The 18,717-nt window shown below is 69.3% G+C and carries 16 protein-coding genes; 14 read left to right on the top strand and 2 right to left on the bottom strand.

Going from position 1 to position 18,717, the window contains the following annotated elements:
* Window positions 1–188 precede the first annotated feature (188 nt).
* The 6 genes from ACFVH0_RS30770 to ACFVH0_RS30745 all read left to right on the top strand — a co-directional run bounded on the left by ACFVH0_RS30770 (window position 189) and on the right by ACFVH0_RS30745 (window position 8,132).
* Entirely contained in the window at window positions 189–1,439 is a 1,251-nt protein-coding gene (locus tag ACFVH0_RS30770; RefSeq protein WP_385825518.1) for a ParA family protein, read from the top strand.
* A complete protein-coding gene (locus tag ACFVH0_RS30765; RefSeq protein ID WP_385825516.1) occupies window positions 1,436–2,704 on the top strand; it encodes a ParB/RepB/Spo0J family partition protein in 1,269 nt (422 codons plus the stop codon). Before ACFVH0_RS30770 ends, ACFVH0_RS30765 begins: the two co-directional genes overlap by 4 nt.
* A 716-nt stretch (window positions 2,705–3,420) precedes the next feature.
* Complete coding sequence (locus ACFVH0_RS30760; RefSeq protein ID WP_385825515.1) at window positions 3,421–4,533, top strand: bifunctional DNA primase/polymerase; 1,113 nt, start codon at window positions 3,421–3,423, stop codon at window positions 4,531–4,533.
* Window positions 4,530–6,062, top strand: a complete 1,533-nt coding sequence (locus tag ACFVH0_RS30755) for a phage/plasmid primase, P4 family (protein ID WP_385825513.1) — start codon at window positions 4,530–4,532, stop codon at window positions 6,060–6,062. Before ACFVH0_RS30760 ends, ACFVH0_RS30755 begins: the two co-directional genes overlap by 4 nt.
* Entirely contained in the window at window positions 6,059–6,448 is a 390-nt protein-coding gene (locus ACFVH0_RS30750; RefSeq protein ID WP_124723573.1) for a DUF6009 family protein, read from the top strand. The genes ACFVH0_RS30755 and ACFVH0_RS30750 overlap by 4 nt, the downstream gene beginning before the upstream one ends.
* A gap of 172 nt (window positions 6,449–6,620) precedes the next feature.
* On the top strand, window positions 6,621–8,132 hold the full coding sequence (locus ACFVH0_RS30745; protein WP_385825511.1) for an FAD-dependent monooxygenase: 1,512 nt from the start codon (window positions 6,621–6,623) through the stop codon (window positions 8,130–8,132).
* A gap of 26 nt (window positions 8,133–8,158) precedes the next feature.
* Here ACFVH0_RS30745 and ACFVH0_RS30740 read toward each other — a convergent pair whose 3' ends face one another.
* Window positions 8,159–8,830 carry a ScbR family autoregulator-binding transcription factor gene (locus ACFVH0_RS30740; RefSeq protein ID WP_385825509.1) on the bottom strand — a complete coding sequence of 224 codons (672 nt, stop codon included), beginning with the start codon at window positions 8,828–8,830 and terminating at the stop codon, window positions 8,159–8,161.
* 128 nt (window positions 8,831–8,958) lie between these two features.
* On the opposite strand from ACFVH0_RS30740, the gene ACFVH0_RS30735 reads away from it, so the two are divergent.
* Window positions 8,959–9,810 (top strand): NAD(P)H-binding protein, encoded by an 852-nt coding sequence (locus ACFVH0_RS30735; RefSeq protein WP_385825507.1) that lies wholly within the window; start codon window positions 8,959–8,961, stop codon window positions 9,808–9,810.
* Between the two features lie 84 nt (window positions 9,811–9,894).
* Here ACFVH0_RS30735 and ACFVH0_RS30730 read toward each other — a convergent pair whose 3' ends face one another.
* Entirely contained in the window at window positions 9,895–10,785 is an 891-nt protein-coding gene (locus tag ACFVH0_RS30730; RefSeq protein WP_385825505.1) for a ScbA/BarX family gamma-butyrolactone biosynthesis protein, read from the bottom strand.
* A gap of 496 nt (window positions 10,786–11,281) precedes the next feature.
* Here ACFVH0_RS30730 and ACFVH0_RS30725 point away from each other — a divergent pair, with 496 nt between their 5' ends.
* The 7 genes from ACFVH0_RS30725 to ACFVH0_RS30695 all read left to right on the top strand — a co-directional run bounded on the left by ACFVH0_RS30725 (window position 11,282) and on the right by ACFVH0_RS30695 (window position 18,537).
* Complete coding sequence (locus ACFVH0_RS30725) at window positions 11,282–11,917, top strand: ScbR family autoregulator-binding transcription factor (protein WP_385825503.1); 636 nt, start codon at window positions 11,282–11,284, stop codon at window positions 11,915–11,917.
* 380 nt (window positions 11,918–12,297) lie between these two features.
* A complete protein-coding gene (locus ACFVH0_RS30720; protein ID WP_385825501.1) occupies window positions 12,298–13,131 on the top strand; it encodes a BTAD domain-containing putative transcriptional regulator in 834 nt (277 codons plus the stop codon).
* Window position 13,132: 1 nt separating this feature from the next.
* On the top strand, window positions 13,133–13,933 hold the full coding sequence (locus ACFVH0_RS30715) for a ScbR family autoregulator-binding transcription factor (RefSeq protein WP_385825498.1): 801 nt from the start codon (window positions 13,133–13,135) through the stop codon (window positions 13,931–13,933).
* A 33-nt stretch (window positions 13,934–13,966) separates the two neighbouring features.
* Window positions 13,967–14,692 (top strand): phosphopantetheine-binding protein, encoded by a 726-nt coding sequence (locus tag ACFVH0_RS30710; protein WP_385825496.1) that lies wholly within the window; start codon window positions 13,967–13,969, stop codon window positions 14,690–14,692.
* Window positions 14,693–14,723: 31 nt separating this feature from the next.
* Window positions 14,724–16,589, top strand: coding sequence for a polyketide synthase (locus ACFVH0_RS30705; RefSeq protein WP_385825495.1), 1,866 nt, complete (start codon window positions 14,724–14,726; stop codon window positions 16,587–16,589).
* Window positions 16,586–17,410 (top strand): 4'-phosphopantetheinyl transferase family protein, encoded by an 825-nt coding sequence (locus ACFVH0_RS30700; protein WP_385825493.1) that lies wholly within the window; start codon window positions 16,586–16,588, stop codon window positions 17,408–17,410. The genes ACFVH0_RS30705 and ACFVH0_RS30700 overlap by 4 nt, the downstream gene beginning before the upstream one ends.
* A 221-nt stretch (window positions 17,411–17,631) precedes the next feature.
* Window positions 17,632–18,537 (top strand): MBL fold metallo-hydrolase, encoded by a 906-nt coding sequence (locus tag ACFVH0_RS30695; protein WP_385825491.1) that lies wholly within the window; start codon window positions 17,632–17,634, stop codon window positions 18,535–18,537.
* The last annotated feature ends 180 nt before the right edge of the window (window positions 18,538–18,717 follow it).

The raw sequence follows: 18,717 nt of genomic DNA, 5'->3' as shown, positions 1-18,717 counted from the left end.
TGTTTCTTGGGGGGGCTTTTTTATACCTTTTCTTTGTCTTGGCGGACCAGCCCCCCATACCACTTTACCTTTGCCGGTTTGTGGGGGTTTGTTATCACGGCGTGATAGCTCACCCACAACGAAAAAAGACGACAGAGCTAACGTTTCGCGCGCTCAATTGATCTATGACGTTAGTAGAGTGACGAACTATGACGACACCCGACACCAGGGGCGACCGAGAGAAGGTCGTCTCGAAGCTGCCCTCCTGGCTCCGCCAGGAACTCAAGGTCCGCGCCGTTCAGCACGGCATCGACATGCAGGACGCAGTCGAAGCCGGCATCACTGCATGGCGCGGTCTCGGATCCAACCTCTCCCCCATCGACACTTCTAGGGCAGAGTCCTTCGCGACGTTCCTGCCTTCTCCCTTGTGGACCGGATTCCGTTCGGACTGCAAGCGCCGCGGGGTCTCCCTCATCCAGGGTCTGGCCCAGTCCGTCCGAGTCTGGCTGGACAGCCATCCCGCACCCGCAGTGAAGCGTCCCGACATCGTCCGACGTGTCGTCATCTGCAATCAGAAAGGCGGTGTCGGCAAGACCGCTGTCACTGCCGGGACCGGCGAGGCTCTCGCGGAGGACTCCACCGCCCTTGTGCCGGTTCGTGTCTCCAAGCACTTCGCCGCACTCCTCGAAGAGGATGAGGAAGTCGCCAACGATCCGCTCGCTCTGGAGGATCTGCCTGGGCTCGGACAGCGTGTCCTGCTCGTCGACTTCGACCCCCAGGGGCACCTCACCAAGCAACTGGGCCACGCTCCCCTCGCCATGGACGGCGACTCGCTCACCAATCACATGGCCGGTGATGGCAAGGGCTCACTGAGCGATCTCATCGTGCCGATCGAGGAGGACCGGTTCGGTGGACGCCTGCACCTTCTTCCTGCCTGCACCGATGCGTTTCTCCTCGATGTGCGACTCGCCTCCGTCCGTGCACGGGAGTCTGCCCTCGAACGGGCCCTTGCCGCGGTTGAGCCCGACTATGACGTCATCCTGATCGACTGCCCTCCGAGCCTCGGGCTGAGCATGGATGCAGCCACCTACTACGGGCGCCGTCGCCCGCAGGAGGTGCCGGGGAACTCCGGTGTTCTCATCGTCGTCCAGGCCGAGGACAGCAGCGCAGACGCCTACGAGCTGCTCACGTCGCAGATCGAGGACATGCGCAATGACCTCGCCCTCGACGTCGACTACCTCGGCCTGGTCGTCAACCACTACGACGCCCGTCGCGGTTACATCGCCACCTCCTCTCTCCAGTCCTGGATGGCCATAAAGGATCCGCGTGTCGTGGGCGTCATCGGAGACCTCAAGGAACAGAAGGAAGCCGTCCGTGCGAAGCGGCCGCTTCTTGCCTATGCACCCCGCTGCGAACAGTCCGTTGCGCTCCGCGCCCTCGCCCGGGAGATCAGCAAGTGAGTAAGGCCAAGAACCTCGGGGCCGGTTCCTCCTTCGCCCAGGCCCGCCCCATCAGCGCCCGCCGGGCTGCGATCGGTGCTGCTACGGGCGTGCCGACGGCCGGCGTCCCCGATCCGACCGAGCTTGCACTGAACCTCATCAGTCAGAACCCCGACAACCCCCGCGAGGAGCTTCGCGATCTTGAGGGGCTGGCGGAGAGCATTGCGGAGATCGGCCTCGTCAACGCCGTGACGGTGGCTTCGATCGAGGCCTACTTGGAAGAGCGTCCGCACCGTGCGGACGACCTCGACGAGGGTGCCCGGTACATCGTTGTCGATGGTCACCGACGTCTTGCCGCGGCACGTCTTGCCGGTGCTGCGAAGATTCGCGTCAGCGTCGACAACGCCCTTGTTTCGACGGATGAGGCACTCCTTGAGGCAGCCTTCGTAGCCAACGTCCACCGTGACGACATGAACCCGCTGGAACAGGCCCAGGCGCTTCGTACGCTCGTCGACTTCTACGGTTCTCAGACCAAGGCTGCCAAGAGGCTCGGCATTGCCCAGTCGACCATTTCGTCGAAGCTCTCCGTCCTCGACCTCGATCCTCAACTCCAGGCGGACCTGGTGGAGGGGCGCCGCAAGATCGAGCACGTACGGAATCTCTCCAAGCTGCCGCCCGATGAGCAGCGCCAGCAGGCGGATGCGCGGGCCGCCGCAGGGGTTCAGCGGCGCTCGGCGGTACGTGAACTATCACGGCGTGATAGCCCGGAGAGCGGGGGAGCAGATGAGTCGGGTGGCGGGGCCGATACGTCGGATGGTCCTGCTGCCTCGGGTGGCTCTGGGGAACAACGGGCGGCAGTATCACGGCGTGATAATCCCGGGGAGTCTCCGGCTGGGCTATCACGGCGTGATAGCCCAGGGGAGAGCGAGGCCGATCTATCACGGCGTGATAGCCCGAGTGAGGAACAGGCAGACCTATCACGGCGTGATAGCCCGGGAGTGCGGGAGGCCGATCTATCACGGCGTGATAGCTCCGAGGCCCGGGAAGAGGTGTCGGCTACGCACGACGAAGTTCCGGGGCAGCGGTCGGAGCATGCCGGACGCCAGGTCGCACCGGCTCAGCTGGCCCCGGGGGAGTCGGGCATCGTCGCCCTCGGCAAGGTCACGAAGATGCCCTGGCACGACGGACATCAGGTTGCCGACCTCGTACTGAGGAAGATGGACGAGGCGCAGCGGAAGATCCTTGTCGACAGGATCCTTGCCGAGGGCACCGACTCGGTTCGATGAGCGGCCCGGTGGGGAGGCGGGCCGAGGTGCCGGGTTACTGCCCCGGTTCCTGGCCCGCCTCCCCACGCGGCCCGCTTCCTGGGACAGCCCGCTGTTGGTCAGCTGTCGTGATGGGGCGGGGAACTGCTCGGTACAGCAGGTGTGTTGGCTGCTGGTGCGGCAGAACTCCGGTTGCCCGGCCTGCAGTTTCATGACCTTCGGCAGCCGCGATTGGCTGGTATGTGCTGGTGGCAGCGGTCGTGATGGGGAAGCCGCTTGAGCCCGGATGGAGACGGACTTGAGCGATCCGGGGGGTGGGGGAGTGGGACCAGCGACTGAACGTCAGCGACTGAATGGGCGTTGAGTCGCTTCGCCCCGAGAGAGAAAACCGCAGGTCAGAGGGGTTTGTTGGGGGGAACAGCGACTGAAGCGACTCAAGTTTCAGGTATATCGAGACATTCCTGCGTGCGCGTGTGAGCGCGTGTGTGCGTCATATATAGCGAACTTGAGTCGCTTCAGTCGCTGTTCTGTATTGCATAAGCCTCTGACCTGGTGTTTTGTGTGCCTGCTGGCAAGCGACTGAGTGACCGACAGTCTCTGGACCCTCAGTCGCTCGGTCGTTGGGGCATCTTGCAGATGCGTACATCTGTTCTGCCCCATGTGCCTCTCCTTCCTCTCAGATTTCGCTAATCTGATTTTGGGAGTTGAGTCGCTTCAGTCGCTGATGGGGGAAGTGAATGGCAGCTGAGCTGCAGGTTTCGCGCAGCGACCCACGGCAGTTCGCAGGATCTGCATCGGTCGCTTCGCAGCCTCTGACAACTGCCTCGTGGTGTGCGCGCCAGGGGTGGCCGGTTCATCCTCTTGCTCCGGGCCGTAAAACGCCTGTGGGCAACTGTGAGGTGTGCCGTGTTCAGGGTCATGCCCGAGGGGGGTGCGACTGTATTCGTGCGGGTCGCTGGTGTCATGGGTTTCATGCGGCAACGCTTGATTTCGACCGGATCCAGCAGTGGTGGGGAAATCGGCCCGATCTCGGGGTGGGAGTTGCCACCGGTCCTGCCGGCCTCGTGGTCATCGATATCGATGCGCATGCGTGTGAACTCCCCGACCGTGACCGGCTGCTGCCGGGCGTCGGGATCTCCGCAGGGGTCGACCTGACCGGACTGGCCAATGGCTTTCACACCCTGGGCGTGCTGGCTGCCCTGCGTGGCGCTGCCAGCCCGGCGGACGACGAGTCGACGCTGCGTGTCCGCACACCGTCCGGGGGGCTCCACGTGTGGTACCGCAACGACGGCGGTCACCGGTGGCAGTGCTCCTCCGGGTCTGGCGGCGGCCGAGCCCTCGCCTGGCAGGTCGACGTCCGGGCGCACGGCGGGTACATCGTGGCGCCCGGAACCGTGACCCTTGCGGGGGTCTACCGGCCCGTGGGGACCGTGCGGGTACCGGCTGCGCTTCCCGCCTGGCTCGCCAGGGAACTGGAGCGCACCGGGCATCTGCCGTCCGCTTCCGTGCCGGGAACCCGGCCGGTGCCGCCCCGTGCCCGGCAGGCGGTTCTCGCGGCCGGTGGCGGCCGCGGTGCTGGTGACCGGGTACTGACCGGAGTTCTCGCCGAAGTCGCCGCGTGTGCGGCGGTACCCGAAGGCGCCGCGTTCTCGGAGAAGTTGAACCGGGCCGCGTACACCGCGGGAGGTCTGGTCGCGGCGGGGCACCTCACCGAGGACGAGGCGACGCGGGCGTTGCAGGATGCGGCCGAGCGGGCCCGTCCGGGGCAGCAGCGGCGTTGTCTGGCGATCATCCGGGGCGGTCTGAGTGCAGGTCTGGCCCGTCCGCTGTCCCTCGGGGGGCGGGCGTGAGTGTGGACGAGGAGAGAGCACTGTCTGCCTTCGACGTCCAGGCGGTGGCCGCGCAGATCCTTGCGCAGCCCGTCCCGGCGCCGAGGCAGAGCGAAGAGTCCGCGCGGTATCAGGCTGCTGCCGCCCCGGAGAGGGACGGCGAGGCGACGGCGGACGGGCTGCTGCCCGACACACTGACCGACCGCGGGAACGCCAAGCTGTTCGTCAAGCTCTACTGCAACGACTACCGGCACGTGCCCGGGATCGGCTGGTACCGATGGGACGGCACCCGGTGGCAGATCGACGAGGACGACACCGTGATGTGGTCGGCTGGCGATCTGGCGGAGTCCATTGCCACCACTGATCCACGAGGCGTCTACACCCCGACCGCGCTGCAGCAGCACCGCCGCCGCACGCTGAGCACCAGCGGGATGAATGCGATGCTGACGCAGGCGAAGTCCGCCCCGGGGATGGTGCTCAACGCGGCCCGGCTGGACGCGGATGCGTACGCGTTGTGCACGCCTGCGGGAGTCGTCGATCTGCGTTCCGGGCGCATCCGTCCTGCGGAGCCCACGAAGGACTTCCATTCCCGGTCGACCTCGGCCGCGCCGGAGCCGATGCCGACGCCGCGTTGGAACCGGTTCCTGACCGACACCTTCGGCGAGGGTCCGGACGGTGCGGAGATGATCGACTTTCTCCAGCTGTTGCTCGGCTACTCGGTCACGGGGGATGTCGGCGCCCAGGTCATGCCGTTCCTGTTCGGTTCCGGGAAGAACGGCAAGTCCGTACTGCTGGATGTGTTGATGAAGCTGCTCGGGGACTACGCGGACGCGGCGCCTCCGGGGTTCTTGATGTCGCGTCCGTACGAGGGGCATCCGACCGATCTGGCGGAGCTGCACGGCCGGCGCGTGATCGTGTGCAGCGAGGTCAAGCCGGGGGACCGTTTCGATGAGGCTCGGGTCAAGCTGCTGACCGGTGGCGACCGGATCAAGGCGCGCCGGATGCGGCAGGACTTCTTCAGCTTCGAGCCGACGCACAAGATGTGGCTGCTCGGCAATCACCGGCCCGAGGTGGGCACGGGTGGCTTCGCGTTCTGGCGGCGTATGCGGCTGATCCCGTTCGAGCGGGTCGTCTCCGACGATCGCAAGATCGACAACCTGGCGGACATCCTTGTGACGCAGGAGGGTCCGGGCATCCTCAACTGGCTCATCGAAGGTGCCCGTCGCTACCTCGGGGGCGACAAGGACCTGACGGGCCCCGAGCGGGTCCGTATCGCGACCACGGCGTACGCCGAGACCGAGGACCACACCGGGCGCTTCGTCCATGAGACCTGTCGGCTTGAAGCCGATCTGCGCGCGGAGCAGTCCCAGCTCTACGCGGCCTACAGGAGCTGGTGCCAGAATGAGGGGGCGCCGGCGATATCGTCCCGGGCTTTCGCGGCACGTGTTCGCGAGGTGGTGGGACTGGCGTCACCGAAGGAAATGATCCTTTCCAACCAGCGCAAGTACTACCCGGGCATCGGCCTGCTCGCGGACGAGGAGACAGTATGAGTGCCCTCATCGCAGAGGACGAGATCGTCGACGAGATGGATCTCGTCTGGCTTGAGGACATCAGTCGGCTCGACTATGTCCGCCAGAGTCTGGACCGGTTGCCGACCCGGCGGGGGAGACCCGCGTACCACCGCGACGGCCGGATGGTCGGATACGCCCTGCTCGGTCCGAAGGCCAAGCCGTCCCGTTCCTCGGGTACGTTCCGGCGGCGGGTTTTCTGGCTGCTGCCGCACGACCGGGACACCGAGCCCGACGGGCTGTACGCGCGGGGGGCGCCGGCGGAGGCTGTGGATGTGCGGACGCTGGCGCCGGGCAGCAAGGGGCACAAGACCGAGCGTTCGGAGGGCGGTCCGATGTCGTCCACTATGCGGGAGCTCCAGCCGTAGTCTCAGCCTCGACTTCAGCTTTAGTGTCGGCTTCAGCTTGAGCTTCGCTTCAGGCTGAAGCCACGGCTTCAGCTTTGGCGCCGGCCGGTTTCCTCGACGGATGGATTGGAAACAGTCCGTCCGGTATATTTCCTTCGGCGGGGATGGATCACGGCCAGGGGGAGGCGTCGCTGTGCAGGGGGAACGTTCGGTTCGGGCACAGGTCGTGGTGGTCGGCGGGGGACCGGTCGGCATGCTCATTGCCGCCGAGCTCGCCGGGTACGGAGTCGACACCGCGCTATTGGAGTCCAGGGCCGAGGTGTCCGAGCAGCCCAAGGCGACCACGCTGCACGCGCGGGCGGTGCAGACCCTGGCTCGGCGCGGCCACCTGCCGGGGCACGGGCATCCGTACACCGGTGGCGCGGCGGAGAGCCCCTTCCACTTCGCGGGGATGCCCGGACTGGTCATCAAGACGCCCGCGCGCGAGCCCGAGCCGATCCTCAAGTGCCCCCAGGCGGAGCTGGAGCGGCACTTCGAGGAGCGGGCGCGTGCGGCCGGGGCGCGGATTCTGCGCGAGCACCGGGTGACCGAGGTCGTCCAGGAGGACGGCGGGGTACGGGTCACGGCCGACGGGCCGCAGGGGAGTGTGGTCTGCCTCGCCGAGTACGTGGTGGGGGCGGACGGTGCCCGGAGCACGGTCCGGGACCTGGTGGGCATCGCCTCCGACACCCACCCGGCGACGGTGTCCGCGCTCATGGGAACGGTCATGCTCGCGCAGCCGGACGATCTCACCAAAGGCTGGCACCAGACCCCGCGCGGCTGGATCGTGGCCAAGCGCGACGCGGAGGGCAGGACACACATCCGGACGCTGAACTGCACCGGTGCCCACGCGGACCGGCAGCTGCCGCCCACTCTGGAGGAGCTGCGGCAGGAGGTGTCCTGGATCGCGGGCCGGGACATCGCGATGGACGAGCCGCGCTGGCTCAGCAGGTTCAGCGACTTCGCGCGGCTGGCCCGGAGCTACCGAGCGGGGCGGGTCTTCCTGGTGGGCGACGCGGCGCATGTGCACTTCCCGATCGGAGGTCAGGGCCTCAGCGCCGGGGTGCTCGATGCCCTCAACCTGGCCTGGAAGCTGGCGCTGGCGGTGCACGGCTCGGCGGGCGAGGGTCTGCTGGACACCTACGACCTGGAGCGCCGTCCTGTAGCCCGGCAGGTCATCGACCAGACGCAGGCGCAGCTCGCGCTGATGCGGCCCGGTCCCGAACTCGACGCGCTGCGACGGGTGTTCACCGGAGTCCTGTCGGCGGACCGTGAGCACGGGCATCTCGGCGACCTGATCAGCGCACAGGACACGGTGCTTCCGGATGACCGGGACGGTGGGGCCTCCGGCGAGGCGACGGGGACGTTCCTGCGCAATGCGGTGCTCAGCACTGCGGACGGCGAGACCGATGTGATCGGGCTGCTGCGCGAGGGCAGGCCACTGCTGCTGCTCTTCGGCGAGGAGAGCGGCGGCCACCGGGAGACGGCCCGGGAGTGGGCGGGGATCCTGAATGTGGTCCGTGCCCGGCCCACCGTCGAGGTGCCGTACGACGCGGTGCTGGTGCGGCCCGACGGCTACATCGCCTGGGTGCCGGGCGGCCGAGGCCTGGGGGAGGCGCTGTCGGCGTACTTCGCCGAGGGCGCCGTAGCTGCGGGGCACCGTTGACGGTGCCCCGCAGGAACGAGCGGTGCTCAGCCGGTCGTTTCGACCAGGTCCCGCAGCTCGGCCGCCTTCAGCGCCTCTTCGTACACCGCGGCTCCCCGGCCCTCGGAGAGGTCGAGCGAGGCGAGGACAGAAGGCATCACCGCGCTGGGCAGTACATGACGCATCAGCGCGGAGACACGGCTCACCAGGTCGCGGTACTCGCAGACGGCCTGCGACATGGACTGGATGCCGGCGAAGGAGCCCACGATGACATCGGCCGTCTCGGACGGCGAGATGTGGGGCAGCAACTCCCCTTGGGCCTGCGCCTGTTGAAGCAGGTCGAGGCCGACCTCGGCCCAGCGCAGGAACGGGCCGCTGCGGTCGAGGCTCTGCGCCAGCTGGTCCATGGTCAGCCGCACACCGGCGCGGACCATGGGGTCGGTCTGCAGCCGGTGGGCCTGGAGCATCACGACGTCCACGATCTCCTGCACCTTGGAGGCACGGGGAGGGACGATGATGCGCTGGTCCTGCTCGGCGAGGACGCCCTGGGCCAGGTCTTCCTTGGAGTGGAAGTGGAAATACAGGGCGCCCTTGGTGACTCCTGCCGCGGTGAGGATCTGGGAGATCGTGGCCGCTTGGTACCCGTGTTCCTCGAAGATCTTGGCCGCTGCCGAAAGGATCGTCTGACGGGTACGGATGGCTCGTAGCTGCTCAGCCACTCTGCCTCCTCCCTCCTCAGGGTGGTGAACGTCGGGAGGCCGGTAAAGAAACCGTCCAGTTCGTATCTTACAGGCCGTGCCCTTGTGTGTACCGGCCGGGGAAATATCGGGCAAGAGAGGCAAAATCAATGATTCTTGTCACCGGTGCCACCGGGACCATAGGGCGGGAAGTAGTCCGAAGGATCCCTGCTGACCTGGCAGTTCGCATCATGGCCAGGGATCCGGGCCGGGTCACGGGAGCGAGTACGGCGGCCGAGATCGTCCACGGAGATTTCTCGGATCCGGCCTCGCTGGCGGGCGTTCTGCGTGGTGTTCGCACCGTTTTTCTGGTGACCAACCCCGGCGGGGACGACGACGCGGACTTCATCCGGGCCGCCCGGTCGGCGGGGGTGCGGCAGGTGGTGAAGCTGTCCGCCGCCGCAGTGGCGGACAGCCGGGCCGAGGACCTGATCACCCGGTGGCAGCGCCGCAACGAGGACCTGTTGCGCGGGTCCGGCATGGAGTGGACTCTGCTGCGTCCCCGCGCGTTCATGTCCAACGCGCTCTCCTGGGCGGGCTCCATCCGCTCGGACGGCGTCGTACGGGCCCTGTACGGGGCGTCGGCCAACGCCTGCGTCGATCCGCGCGACGTGGCCGAGGTGGCGGTACGCGCCCTCACCGAGGACGGACATGCGGGCCGGATCCACACGCTGACCGGGCCGGCGGCGGTCTCGGCGGTCGAGCAGACGGCCCAGCTCGCGGAGCTGCTGCGCCGTCCGCTCCGTTTCGAGGAGCTGGGCCCTGAGCGGGCGCGTGCCGCGCTGGGCGCGCGCTATCCGGCGGACATCGCCGAGGCGCTGCTGGAGAGCGCGGAGCGCGGCCGTGAGGGCGCCAAGGCGGAGGTGGACGGCACGGTCGCCGGTCTGCTCGGCCGGCCGGCCGGGACCTTCCGCGGATGGGCGGCCGATCACCTGGGTGCCTTCGGGAACGGGGACCGTTGAGGGTGTGCAGGTGAGGACAGAAAGACGGCGGCTGCCCGGTGGGCAGCCGCCGTTCGGCGTGGTTAAGTCACTGTTCGGCACGGATCAGATCCCGTGCGATCCTGCGGTCACCGTGGAGTTGAAGACCAGCGCACCGTCCTGATGAGCGGTCACCAGGACGCTTCGGTCGCCTTCGGGGGAGGTGTCGGGCAGCAGAGTCGCCTCGATCATGCACGGGGCGTCCAGCTCCACGTACCGCTTGAACTCGTTGGCGATGGCGAGCGGTAGGTAGGAGGACCGGCCGAGGGCCGCCGCCGTGGCCTGGCGGGCGGCTTCCACCAGCACCATGCCCGGCACATGGTCGACCGCGTGCTCGAAGAGCACGGGGTGGCGGGTGTCCACCCGCAGCTGCCAGCGGTTCTGCTCGCCGGTGGGGGAGAGGACGACATCCATGGGGGACATGCGCCCGACGCTCTGCGGGGCCGCCGGGCTGATCAGCGGGAGCTGGTCCCAGTTGCCGCCGGGGACGTGCTCGCCGCGCACCCGCCGGTAGACCGCGGGCGCCATGCAGGAGAAGGAGCCGCCACCGGTCGCGACGATGTTCCCGTCACGGTGGAAGACCGCCTCGAAGCGCAGCCCCGACAGGTTCCGGCCCCGCCGGTTGATCTCCGTGCAGTGGACGTCGATGCTCAGGGCGGCCGGCTCGTACCCCATCCGCAGGTGCTGCGGACGTACGGTGAGGTCGATGTCCCAGACGAGGAATTGGTGGCCGAAGGGCACGCCGAATTCCGCGTGCCCCAGGAGTATGCCGATCTGGCGGAGCGTTTCGCACCCTATGAGCGGATCGTGGTAGCCGTCCGCGACCGGGGTGAAGAAGCTGTGGCCGCGGGGCCACTGGGCGGACATGACGAAGTGTGTGTCGTCCACGCGGTCCCAGTCGGTGAGCATGACCTCTGCGACGGCGGACCGGTGTACGAGTTCTTTGGGGACGGTCATAGTCAGAGTGTTGGGGTAGAAACCGCCGGGCTTGATCGTGGAAGCCTTGGCGCCTCTGGTCATTTCTCTGTCGAACGCGGTCCGTTCGACCTGAAACGTGCTCGCAGACATTGCTCCCCCTGGGCTGGTGCGAGAGGTGTGTTCAGGGCTGTTCCTGGCCTGAAAATACATACCAACCGGTTTAATTTCTAGTGCTCCTGACTCCTTGTCATCCAAAAACAGCGGACGCGTTCATTCCGATTTGCCTGCTCTTGGAGATGGGGCCAGGTCGGCGCGTGCTGTCGCCGAGTCTGCGTCCGGTTCCGGTCCGACATGGTTCGAGCGTGACACAAGTCGTCCTTGAGCGGGGTGACTCAAGGTGCGGCCGCGGCGTCCTGCTGGGTGAGCCGCCCCGATCCCGGTCTTCGACGGATGAGCAGGGAATCTTTCCAAAAACCGCACGCGCGGTTTGTTATAGTCGTTTCCTGTCCTTCGGCAGGCACGGCAACCTCTGGCAGTGACGGAGCAGTTGATGGTCAAACAGGAACGCGCGGCGCGTACGCGTGACACCCTGATCCGGTCCGCGGCCGAGGTCTTCGACCGTGACGGCTTCTCGACGGCGTCGCTCACCGCGATCAGCTCGCGGGCGGGGGTGAGCAACGGTGCGCTGCACTTTCACTTCTCCAGCAAGGCCGCCCTGGTGGACGTTGTCGAGGAGGAGGCGCTGACCAGGCTGCTGGCCCTCACGAGCGGTGCGCTTCCGCTCGGGACGAGCCGTGTGCAGCTCCTCGTCGATGTCACCCATGCGCTGGCCGACGCACTGCGCGGCGATGTGGTGTTGCGGGTCGGCTTCGCGCTGAGCGGCGAGACGTCCCGCCCGCGCCGGATGGATCTGCGCGAGCGCTGGCGGTGCTGGGTCGAGGAGACGCTGAAGCAGGCCGAGGCGGAAGGTGAACTGCGCCGGGGGGCGGGCGTCCAGGACGTGGTGACCGCCGTGGTGGCCGCGACCGTGGGATTCGAGGTGCTCGGGGTGCGGGACTCGACGTGGCTCTCGGCGTCGACGGTGGCGCGGTTCTGGCGGCTGCTGCTGCCGACGCTGGTGCCGGCGGCACATCTCGCCGGATTCGAGGCCGGGGGAACCCGGCGTCCGTAGACGGTGGTGTGTCGGAGCCCCGGTCCTTCGCGGCCTGCGAAAGGTCGGGGCTCCTTCGTCGGCGGGGGATTTTCGTGGCAGCCGGTCGTGGCTGGTCGTGGCCGGATCCGGCCGGTCAGGACGGGGTGGCCAGGTGCTGATCAAGGAGAAGACCTGCTGGTTTGTTTTGGCGAGTTCCTTCCGTTGTGGATGAAGGGTGTGTCGGTCCTCCAGGAAGCTTCCGCACTCTCGGCGCGTGACAACTTCGCAGCTCAGAGCGGGTATTTGAGGGGCCGCCAGGGAACCCGAGAGTAACGAACGCCTCGGTCGGTTTTGTGTTGACAAACCGCCTGTCCTGTTTTTTACTGGCCGAGGCTCATCCACGGACAGGGGAGTATGGCGTGGACATCGAAGTACTGGGCACATTGGCGGTGCGGGAGAACGGCGTCTCGATCACGCCCACCGCCGCCAAGCCGAGACAGGTTCTGGCGCTGCTGGCGCTCCATTCCGACCAGGTCGTTCCGGTGTCGGCCCTGATAGAGGAGCTGTGGGCGGGAGCCCCGCCGCGCAGCGCCAGGACCACATTGCAGACCTACGTGCTGCAACTGCGGGCCCTCATCGCGACCGCTCTGGAACAGAGTCCGGCCGACGGGGAGGCGGACCGCGGCACCGCCAAGGACGTGCTCGTCACGCTGCCGGGCGGCTATCTGCTCAACAGCGGCGGTGGCACCAGCGACGTCCGCGAGTTCGACCGGCTCGCCGGCATGGGCTACCGGGCGATGGACGGAGGCGACTTCCCGGGCGCGGCCCGGCTGCTGCGCGAGGCGCTGTCCCTGTGGTCCGGCCCGGCCTTCGCCGACGTACAGGGCGGCATCCAGCTGGACATGGAGACCCAGCGGCTGGAGGAGACCCGGCTGTGCGCGCTCGATCAGCGCATCGAGGCCGATCTGCGGATCGGCCGGCACCGTGAGCTGCTCGCCGAACTGACCGTGCTCGTCAGCCGGTACCGCACCCACGAGAACCTGCACGGACAGTTCATGCTCGCCCTGCACCGCTCCGGCCGCCGGGGCGAGGCCCTCGACGTCTACCAGCGGCTGCGCACCACGCTGGTGCGTGAGCTCGGGCTCGAACCGTCGGCCGCCCTGCGCAGGCTGCAGCGCTCGATCCTCATGGCCAGCCCCGAGAGCCCGGTGATGGCGGAGAGCGGCGCCGAACGACTCGTCCGCGTGGGCTGAGATGGCCGCACGCGACGCCGGGGGTGCGACCGCGACCCGCCCGACGGCCCTGACACGTACCAGGACCATGGGCCGAAAAGGCACCGCGGTGCAGGAGAGGTCGGAGCGGACCCGCAGGAAGCTGGTGCAGGCGGGGGCCGAGATGTTCCACCGCAACGGCTACGCGAACGCGACGCTCGGCGAGATCGCCGCGTACGCCGGAGTGACCAAAGGAGCGCTGTACTTCCACTTCGCCTCCAAGGAGGAGTTGGCGGAAGCCGTCCAGCTGCGGGGCTGCGCTCTGTTACGCGATTCGGTGCGCGAACTGCGCGCAGCCGGACTCCGCCCGTTGCAGACCCTGGTCGACACGACCCATTGGCTGGCCCGCAGCCTGCGCGAGGAACCGGCGATCCCGGCCGGCTTCCGCATCACCAAGGAGTGCGCGGGCCTGCGTGAGGGAGTCACCGACTTCCACCGAGTCTGGCTGGGGGAGGTCTGCGGACTGTTGCGTCAGGCCCGGCGAGCGGGGGAGCTCCGCGCCGGGACCACCTGGGAGAGCATCGAGTCGCTGGTGGCCGCGGCGGCCTGCGGGATCGAGACGCTGGCCGGTACCGGAATCCCCTACGCCGAGCTCCAACGCCGGGTCACCGGGCTGTGGTCGCTGCTGCTGCCGAGCCTGGTGCCCGAGGGCGCGGAGGCGAACTACCGCGCGGGGATGCCGGGAACGCTCCCGCCGTCCCGACCCGCGGACGATCCCGCGCACGCCCCCTTGGACGCCTTTGGGGCACCGGTACCGGCCGGGGCCACCGGCAGCACCGGGTGAGCGTGTGCCACCGACGGCTTGGAGGAGCCTGCGATGACGATTGACCATCCTGAGGATGTGCTGACGGACCTCATCGGGGTCCTCGGCGACGTCCTGCGGATCAAGCCGGAGAAGATCGACCCCGACCGGACGTTCCCGTCCCTGGGACTCGACTCGCTGCTGGTCGTGGAGTTCGTGGCCGTCGTCAACGGACGGTACGGGCTCCAGGTGCGCGCCACCGACCTGTACGACTACCCGACCCCGGCGTCCTTCGCGCAGGAGGTCGGGCGGGCGCGGGGCGGCGCGGCGCCCGCAGCTGCGGCGCCCGTTGCTCCTGCCGATGCCGACGCTCCCGAGACCTCCGCCGGGTCCACTCCTCCCGAGGGGGCGACGCGGATCGCGGAGGTGCTGCGCGAGCAGCTGGCGGCGATCCTGTGCTGCGACCCGTGGGACATCAACACCACCGCCGCCTTCAACGTCCTCGGCATGGACTCCATCGTGGCCGCGGAGTTCATCGCCTCGGTCAACCGCACCTTCGGACTCCGTGAGCGTTCGGTCCTGCTGTACGAGCACCCCAACCTGGCCGCCGTGGCGGCGTACATCGCGACCCGTACGGGCGCGTTCGCGCCGGAGACCGAGCCCGTCCGCGCGCCGGTCCCGGCCCCGGTGTCCGCCGTACGGCCGCCGCTCCGCGGCGATGTCGACGTCCTGCTGGACGCGATCCGCGACGACCGGCTCACCGTGGACGAGGCAGTCGTGCTGCTCGCCCGCCGTGGCTGAAGCTGTTCCACCCCATAAGGAGCGCGTCCCGATGGACGAGAAGGAAGTCCTGACCCGGTTCAAGAACGGCCATCTGGACCGGGCCCAGGCGGTCGCGCTGCTGACCGGCGCGGCCGGTGCCGTCGGCATCGCCACCACCGGACCGGCGCCCGTCGTCCTCCGGCTGCCGGACATCCGGCCGTGGCCGGACACCGGCGGACCGCTGGCCGACGAGGTCCTGGCCCTGGGCCGGGACCGCGCTGCCTCCGGTGCCACGGTCCCCGGTGCCGCCGCCCCCGGTGCCGCCCCCGCCGAGCCGGTCGCCGTGGTCGGGATGGCCGGGCGCTACCCCGGCGCGCCCGACCTCGCCGCCTTCTGGCGTCGGGTGCGCGCCGGGCAGGGCAGCGTCTCGGCGCCGCCGCCCGGACGGCCCGGCGACGAGATCGGCCACTACCTGGAGCGCGTACAGGACTTCGACCCCGAGTTCTTCGGGATCGACGCGCACGAGGCGGCCCTGATGGACCCCCAGGAGCGGCTGTTCCTGGAGACCGCGTGGGAGGCCCTGGAGGACGCCGGATGCACCGGCGGCAGACTGGACGCCCTGACCGCCGCGGACGGGACGCCGCGCAGCGTCGGCGTGTTCACCGGAGCCGGCCGCGGTGACTACGCGCTGCTCGCGGCCGGTACCTGGACGTCCGGGCGGCCCCGGCCGATGCCCTGCGGCGGACGGTGGAGTCTGCCCAACCGGTTGTCGACCCTGCTCGGCCTCACCGGGCCCAGCCAGTCGGTGGACACCGAGCAGTCCTCGGTGCTCTTCGCCCTGCATCTCGCGCTGGCCGCCCTGCACCGGGGCGAATGCGCCGCCGCGCTGGTGGGCGGCGTGCAGCTGCTCCTGCACCCGTCCAGCCGGCGGCCCGGTGCGGGCGAAGGCGTCGGCGCACTGCTCCTCAAGCCGCTGGCGCGGGCCCTGGCCGACGGCGACAGCGTCCACTGCCTGGTCCGCGGCAGCGCCGTGGGCCACCTCGCACCGCACTCCCCGGCCCCGGGCCCCGGCCGCCGCTCCCGGACCACCGGTGTGGCCCCGGCGCACGCCGCCGCGCTGCGGCTGCCGCACGCGGCACTGCGCGCGGCCGGTGTGGACACGTCGGCCGCCGTTGTCGGGGAGGACGCCGGATCCGTGCGCGCGCTCGTCGGTGAGGCCGGGGCGGCGACCGGGGCGGCCTCGCTCACCCGGGCGGTTCTCCAGTTGCGCCACCGGGAGCTTGCGCCCGGTCCGCGGCGTGCCGAGGCCGAGACCTGGGATCGCGAGGACGCGGCGCCCCGCCGTATCCGCGTCGGGGTGCGCGGGGCGGGCGGCGCGGACGCGCACGTGGTCCTGGAGGAGTACCTCCCGGCCGATACGGACACGGCGGCGGACACGGACCCGGAGGCGGCCGGGGGCAGCGAGCTGTTCGTCCTGTCCGCGCCCACCCCCGCCCATCTGGCCGCCACCGCACAACGGTTCACGGAGCTGCTCGGCGGGCCGGGACCGGTGCCGTCGCTCGCGGTGCTCGCCCGGGCGCTGCGTACCGGCCGGTCCGCGATGGACTGCCGGTTCGCGGCCGTCGTCGGCGACACCGGGGAACTGGCGCACACCCTGGAGCAGTTCGTACGGGACGGCGCGCCCTGCGCCGATCTGCGGGAGGGCGGCGCCGACCCGCTGGGGCTGGCCGACGCACCCGAGACGGACGGATACCTCGCCGCGCTGTGGCAGGCCGGGCGGCTGCACCAGTTGCGCGGCCTGTGGCTCTCCGGGCTCGATGTCGACTGGGCCGTCCTGGAGCGCGCCCACGGGGCGGGTGCCGTGGCCGTACCGCTGCCCTCGTCCGCGTTCCTGCGCGTCCCGCTGTGGCTGGGCGGCGAGGAGGGCCCGGAATGACCGTGCTGACCTCAGGCCGCCCGGCGGAGCCGGGCGCGTCCGAGCCGGAGCCCGTCAATCTGTGGTTCTGCCCCAACGACGAGCTCACACCCGGGATCGCCGCCACCCTGGCCTCGCACTGGCTGGACGAGAACGAACAGGAGGTGGCGGGCCGCTTCCTGTTCGAACGAGACCGCCGCCAGTACCTCGTCGCCCACGCCCTGGTGCGCCGGGTGCTGGCGCTGGAGACCGGCATCCCCGAGGCCGAGGCCATCATCTGGCGTTCCTCGCGCGGGCGGCCGTTCCTCCAGACGCCTGCCGGAGGACTGCCGCGCGGCGCCGACTCCCTGGACTTCAACCTCTCGCACGCCAACGCGTACAACCTGCTGGGTGTTTCGCGCGGGCTGCGCATCGGTGTCGACGTCGAGCGGCTGGACCGCGGCGAACGCGGCCTGGACAACATCATCGCCACGTTCTCCGCCCAGGAGCAGAGATGGATCGCGGGGGCGGCCCCCGGGCGGTCGAGGGACCGCCGCGCGCTGCGTCTGTGGACGATGAAGGAGGCGTACTCCAAGGCGCGCGGGCTGGGGCTCGGGCTGCCCTTCGACTCCTTCGCGTTCACCCTGGACGAGGACCGGGGCGTGACCGCCTTCCGGCCGCCGGCCGACGACTCGGCCGAGTGCTGGCGGTTCCTGGAGATCGAACCGGTGCCCGAGGTGCTGGCCGCGGTGGCGGTGGAGGTCGACTCCGGGCACGTACCGGCCGTCCATCTGCACCACGGGTTTCCCTGGAGCCGTGCCGCACCGCGTCGTCTGGTGCTGCAGGAGACCGCCCGGGTATGACGGTCCGGCCGTCGCGCCATGGCCGGAACAACACCCCTGCAGTGGTGATGAAATGAGGCGGACAATTCCGCTGGAGAAATTCCGAACAATCACCGGGAGAACGCTTGAGGACCGGTCGAGAAGGCGGAAGGGGCAGGCCGGGATCCGGATAGCTTGAATTCGGATTCCGGATCATCGGCGGTCCCGCCGTGGCCCGTCGATGACGAAGAAAGAGGTGCCCCGTGCATGCCACCACCGCCGTCACCGAGGTGGCCGAGGGCGTTCACGCGTACGTCCAGGGTGCGGGCGGCTGGTGCCTGAACAACGCGGGCATCCTCACCGACGGCGGCCACAGCGCGCTCGTCGACACCGCCGCCACCGAGAGCCGGGCCCGCCGGTTGCGCCGGGCCGCCCTCGAACTGGCGCCCCGCCCACCGCGCGCCGTGGTCAACACGCACTTCCACGGCGACCACACCTACGGCAACTGGCTCTTCCCCGAAGCCCTGACCATCGGCCACGAGCGGACCCGCACCATGGTCCGGGCGGCGGGGCTGCACATGGCCGGCCTGTGGCCGGACGTCTGCTGGGGCGAGGTCGAGATCACCCCGCCCGAGCTGACCTTCCGGGACCGCACGACGCTCCACGTGGGCGCGATCAGGGCCGAGATCATCCACATCGGCCCGGCCGCCCACACCACCGACGACACCATCGTCTGGCTGCCCGACCAGGGCGTTCTGTTCACCGGCGACCTCGTGATGAACGGCGTCACGCCGTTCTGCGTCATGGGCTCGGTCACCGGGTCCCTGCGGGCCCTGGAGCAGTTGCGCGCCCTGGGCGCCACGACGGTCGTACCCGGGCACGGGCCGGTCGGCGGCCCGGAGATCCTCGACGCCAACGAGGCGTACCTGCGCCGTATCCAGCAACTGGCCAAGGAGGGCACCGCGGCCGGCGCGACCCCGCTCGAACTGGCCCGCGCCACCGGCCCCGGCCCGTACGCGCACCTGCTCGACAGCGAGCGCCTGCTCCCCAACCTGCACCGCGGATACGCCGAGGAGCAAGGCCTGCCCGAGGGCTCGCCGCTGGACGTCCCGGCCCTCTTCGCGGAGATGGCGGCCTACCACGGCCGCCCCCCGGAGTGCCTCGCCTGAACCGCTCCGGGCGCCCGGAGGCCGCGCCCGCAGCTGCCCGGCGGACGTCTTTTTCACATCTTTTCCGTCTCCCGAACGGAATTCACCAGCGCTTTTCCGGCGGGTGGCAGGCGTGGCGGAGGGCCGCTCGACACCGACTTGAGAATTTCGGGACATTGCCCTGTGCCCCGCTACTGTTCG

This window comes from Streptomyces sp. NPDC127117, from assembly GCF_042677325.1.
GTDB lineage: Bacteria > Actinomycetota > Actinomycetes > Streptomycetales > Streptomycetaceae > Streptomyces.
Note: the sequence above shows the minus strand (reverse complement) of the source record. Positions and strands in the feature narration are given on the sequence as shown.